The 4714-nt window shown below is 44.2% G+C and carries 4 protein-coding genes; 2 read left to right on the forward strand and 2 right to left on the reverse strand.

What is annotated here, in order from left to right; genetic code table 11:
• Positions 1-165 precede the first annotated feature (165 nt).
• Together earP and efp are read left to right on the forward strand one after the other, a co-directional pair.
• Positions 166-1290 (forward strand): elongation factor P maturation arginine rhamnosyltransferase EarP, encoded by a 1125-nt coding sequence (earP, locus tag IBX48_RS09800; RefSeq protein WP_296833954.1) that lies wholly within the window; start codon positions 166-168, stop codon positions 1288-1290.
• 32 nt (positions 1291-1322) lie between these two features.
• The gene (gene efp / locus IBX48_RS09805) at positions 1323-1883 is read left to right on the forward strand and encodes an elongation factor P (protein ID WP_296833957.1); all 561 of its coding nucleotides are present in this window, start codon (positions 1323-1325) and stop codon (positions 1881-1883) included.
• A 108-nt stretch (positions 1884-1991) separates the two neighbouring features.
• On the opposite strand, the gene IBX48_RS09810 is transcribed toward efp, so the two are convergent.
• Together IBX48_RS09810 and IBX48_RS09815 are read right to left on the reverse strand one after the other, a co-directional pair.
• The gene (locus tag IBX48_RS09810) at positions 1992-3146 is read right to left on the reverse strand and encodes a methyl-accepting chemotaxis protein (RefSeq protein ID WP_296833960.1); all 1155 of its coding nucleotides are present in this window, start codon (positions 3144-3146) and stop codon (positions 1992-1994) included.
• Between the two features lie 155 nt (positions 3147-3301).
• A complete protein-coding gene (locus tag IBX48_RS09815; protein WP_296833963.1) occupies positions 3302-4456 on the reverse strand; it encodes a GNAT family N-acetyltransferase in 1155 nt (384 codons plus the stop codon).
• Positions 4457-4714 lie beyond the last annotated feature (258 nt).

A 4714-nucleotide genomic window follows, 5' to 3' on the forward strand; every position in this document is an offset into this window, starting at 1 on the left:
TTTTTTTAATTTCAATTTCAGCGCAGCTACGCTCGGCGGGAATCGGATAACTCATGTGATTCGTTATTTTAAAAATTTGCCATAGCCTAAGACAAAGCCCTGTGATACGCAAATGGTTTTCACGTAAAATAGGCCTTCTTTCTCATCACCAGGCCTGGTTGTTTTATGCAAACACAATTAAATTGGGATATTTTTTGTAGTGTGATCGACAACTATGGCGACATTGGGGTGAGTTGGCGTTTGGCGAAGATTTTGCGCCATGACTTTCAGCAAAACGTGCGTTTGTTTGTGGATGATTTAAACGCTTTACATACCCTTGTGCCTGAAACCGATCCGCTTTTAAACCAACAGGTTATTGGGCAGATTGAGGTTCAAAATTTAACACCAAACCTAAGTGCCAGGCCTGGTGATGTGGTGATTGAAGCCTTTGGTTGCGTATTGCCGAGCGACTTTGTTGAACAGATGAAAACATCTAAGCCGATTTGGATTAATCTGGAATATTTTAGTGCCGAAACCTGGGTGCAGGATTTTCATGGCTTGCCTTCTAAACAAGCGAATGGGTTAGATAAAACCTTCTTTTTCCCCAGCGTGTTAGCGCACACGGGCGGCTTAATGCGTGAAGCGGATTTGTTGCAACGTCGTGCGCAATTTATAAACAGCGATCACCATGCCTGGTTATCCGAAATAGGTTTACCTGAGCCGATTCCAAACAGCTTTAAGATTTCTCTTTTCGCCTACGAAAACAACGCCTTGTCGCCGCTTTTTGATAGCTGGGCGCAAAATAAACAACCTACCGAAGTGTATTTGCCACAAGGCCGATTGATAAGCAGCGCACAAGCCTATTTTAATCAGCCACTTAAAGCCGGAGACACAGTGCAGCAAGGTCAAATGCGTTTGCATATTCTGCCGTTTTTGCCGCAGGCGCAATACGATTATTTATTGTGGTTGTGTGATCTAAACTTTGTGCGTGGCGAAGAATCTTTAGTGCGTGCGCAATGGGCCGGCAAACCTTTTGTTTGGCACATTTACCCAACGGAAGACCAGGCGCACTGGACTAAATTAAATGCGTTTTTTGAGGTCTACAGCGCAACTCTAAATCCAGCTGCGCGCCAAGCGCTTTATGATTTTCAAGCCGGTTGGAATCACCAACAACTCGAGCACCAGGCCTGGTGCTCGTTAATGCAGCCGTGGCCAAGCTTAACCGAGCATGCCGAAAGCTGGATAAATCACCTAGAAAGTTTAGGTGAACTTTGCGCAAATCTGGTCAAGTTTATTAAAAGCAAGGTATAATGCGGCGATTTTTAAATTTTTAGGAAAAAAACATGAAAACAGCACAAGAGTTTCGCGTTGGTAACGTAATTATGATCGGCAATGATCCAATGGTTATTTTAAAGACGGAATTCAACAAGTCTGGCCGTAACTCAGCGGTCGTAAAAATGAAAATGAAAAACCTACTTAACGACAGCGCGAGTGAGCAGGTTTATAAAGCAGACGATAAGTTTGACCAAGTCATTCTTGAGAAAAAAGCCTGTACTTACAGCTATTTTGCTGACCCGCTGTATGTGTTTATGGACGAAGAATACAACCAGTACGAAATCGAAAAAGATAACTTAGGTGACGCCCTAAACTACATTGAAGACGGTATGGAAGACCAGTGCGAAGTGACCTTCTATAACGAAAAGCCAATTTCAATCGAAATGCCGATCATCATCGTGCGTGAAGTGGCTTACACCGAACCAGCCGCGCGTGGCGATACGTCTGGTAAAGTGATGAAAGTCGCTCGCCTAAACAATGGCGCGGAACTACAGGTTGCGGCGTTTGTTGAGATTGGCGATAAAATCGAAATTGATACACGTACCAACGAATTCCGTAAACGTGCTTAAGCCTTTAATGCTTTAAACCGCTTTAAACGCTAAAACAAAAATACCCCATTAATTGGGGTATTTTTTTCACGCTAAAATCGACTAACCAATAACCAACTCTGGTTTATTTTAAACCTTAAACATGCCAATCAACTGGCTTAACTGATTCGCTAACTGGCCAACTTGATTACTGGCATCCAAGGTTTTGTGCGCACTCTTCACCACCTTCTCTGACGCTCCACTGACTTTCTGCAAGTTGTTATCGACTAGGTCCGCGTGTTGGGATTGCTGGATACTGGACGCGACAATTTCCGAGTTCTTTTGGTTGATCGTGGAGACGGCTTTTTCAATTGAACTTAAAGACTGTCCAGCCGTATTGGCCTGTTGAACACTTAAATGCGCCTGTTCGCGCCCTTTTGTCATCACATTCGCGGCTTCTCTTGAAACTTTTGTGAGGTGCGCAATTGTGGTTTCGATTTCCAAAGTCGATTCTTGGGTACGACTCGCCAAGGTTCGCACTTCATCCGCCACCACCGCAAACCCACGCCCGTGTTCGCCCGCCCGCGCGGCTTCAATCGCCGCGTTCAAGGCTAACAAATTGGTTTGTTTCGCGATATCCTGAATCACACCCAATACATTAGAAATATTCACGCTGTCTTTTTCTAAGCGTTTAATTACTTCTGCCGCTGCATCCACTTGGCTCGCTAATTGATTAATTGAGCGGGTTGAATCTTCGACATTTTTGCGACCTTGGTGCGATTCTTTATTCGCCACTTCTGCCGCGTTTAAAGCATCTTTCGCTTGAACGGACACCTTTGATAAGGCTTCGCGCATTGACTGCATCGCCAACACCATTTTGTGGGTATCTTGCTTTTGCAAATCCACGCCTTGCTGGGTAACTTCGACTTCTTGCAACATGGTTAACGCCGCGTGATTCATGTGTGACGATACATCGTAAATTTTCTGCACCATTAAACGCAGGTTGTGGGTCATGACGTTAAAACTATCGGACATTTCGCCAATAAAATCATGACTGTTAAGCTCACATTTAACCGAAATATCATTGTTGCTGATCGATTTAGCGACCTCACCAATACGCTGAAGACGTTTAAGCAACATCTTGTTTAATAACCAAAAATTAAACAACCCAATACTTACACCCGCCGCAATACAAGCCACTACAAACCAAAACAACATGCCGGGCTTCCACTCCACAAACAGATTCGCGAAGATGGGAAACACCAAGCCCATTAAAATGCCAAAGCCTAAAAAGGCTAAAAACATATTCCTTAGAATACTGGGCTGCTTAAAGTTGAAATTAAAGGTAATCACAATGGCTCTCCAGAGCTTGATCTAAAAGGGTTCGCTAACTATTTGGTTTAATAGCAATAACTGAGCCATGTTGATATGGATCAACTTTTAAGTCGCTAGACTAAGCGTTATTGAAAGGGTGTATGCGATTGACAATCCGCATAATAATCTTCAATCATGCGTTGCTCTTCGAGTAGAAAGCCGGTTAAAGCCTCTTGAAATGGATTAGGTGTTAACCAATGTGCTGACTGGCTAATAATGGGTTCAAATCCACGCGCGATTTTGTGTTCTCCACCCGCACCCGGTTCAAAACGCTTTAAGCCTTTTTCGATCGCAAACTCAATGCCTTGGTAATAACAGGCTTCAAAATGCAGACTGTTGACCTCGTCTATGCAACCCCAATGACGGCCAAATAAAACCGAATCGCTCACAAACATCAGCGAACCGGCAATCGCTTCCCCATCCCGATCCGCCATTACCAATAACACCTGCTCTGGCAAGGCCTGCGCGACCGCCTGAAAAAAGCCTTGGTTTAAGGTGGCTAAACTGTGTTTTTCGCTAAAAGTTTTATTATAAAAATACGCAAAATCCTGCCAATCTTGTTCGCTGGCGGTGTGACCGTTTAAACGTCGCAAGCTCACACCCGCCTCTTCAACTTTGCGGCGTTCTTGTTTGATATTCTTGCGTTTCTTGGGCTTGAGTTGAGCTAGAAAATCATCAAAGGTTTGATAATCACGGTTAAACCAGTGGAAATGACAATCGTGGCGAATCAGCCAATCGGTTTGAGCCGACAACCAGGCCTGGTCGTTCGGCTCTTCATAATGCTCGGCAAACAAAATATGCCAACCGCTCATGTTTTGCTCGCTGGCAATTTGTTGCAGATGTTTAACTAATAACGCACGGATTTGATCCGGCGTGTAACGATCATTTAAATCAGGACTAATCAGAAAACGCGACCCCGTCACCGGTGCATAAGGAATCGAACTCACCCATTTGGGAAAATAAGCCAAGCCTACCGACTGCCAAGCCTGCGACCAGGCCTGGTCAAATACAAACTCACCATAAGAATTGGTTTTAGCATACAAAGGCATCGCCGCAATCAAACGGCCTTGATCATATAATGCGACATGTTGCGGATACCAACCAAATTGAGGGCTCACACAAGCATGATCCTCCAGCGCCTGCAAAAACTCATGGCGCAAAAACGGATTGTTATCCAACACCAACCCATTCCAGGCCTGGCGATCAATATCCGCAATGCGTTGATTTAAACGTAATTCCATAAGGTCCAGGCCTGGTTATTTATCGCTGTCGCTATTCAAGGATGAATATAAGCTTGTTTAATGGTTAGTGTCATCGAACCAAGCCAAGTTCACACGCATAGAACTCATTCAACGATTGTTCATATTCTTCATCTGACAATCTACCGCTTGCTTCGGATTCAGCAACACGCTTTGTGTACCTCTTCTACACTAGAAACAGTAAAAGAACGCATTTTGACCCTCTCAACTTAAATTTACGATTGAGCGGATAATAGACTG

This window comes from Thiomicrospira sp. (genome assembly GCF_014859555.1).
In the GTDB taxonomy this organism is placed as follows: Bacteria; Pseudomonadota; Gammaproteobacteria; order Thiomicrospirales; family Thiomicrospiraceae; genus Thiomicrospira.

Bases quoted from the DNA above. Each gene is read 5' to 3' on its own strand.
- IBX48_RS09815 (WP_296833963.1), bottom strand. From the start codon at position 4,456: ATGGAATTACGTTTAAATCAACGCATTGCGGATATTGATCGCCAGGCC.
- efp (WP_296833957.1), top strand. From the start codon at position 1,323: ATGAAAACAGCACAAGAGTTTCGCGTTGGTAACGTAATTATGATCGGC.
- earP (WP_296833954.1), top strand. From the start codon at position 166: ATGCAAACACAATTAAATTGGGATATTTTTTGTAGTGTGATCGACAAC.
- IBX48_RS09810 (WP_296833960.1), bottom strand. From the start codon at position 3,146: ATGTTTTTAGCCTTTTTAGGCTTTGGCATTTTAATGGGCTTGGTGTTT.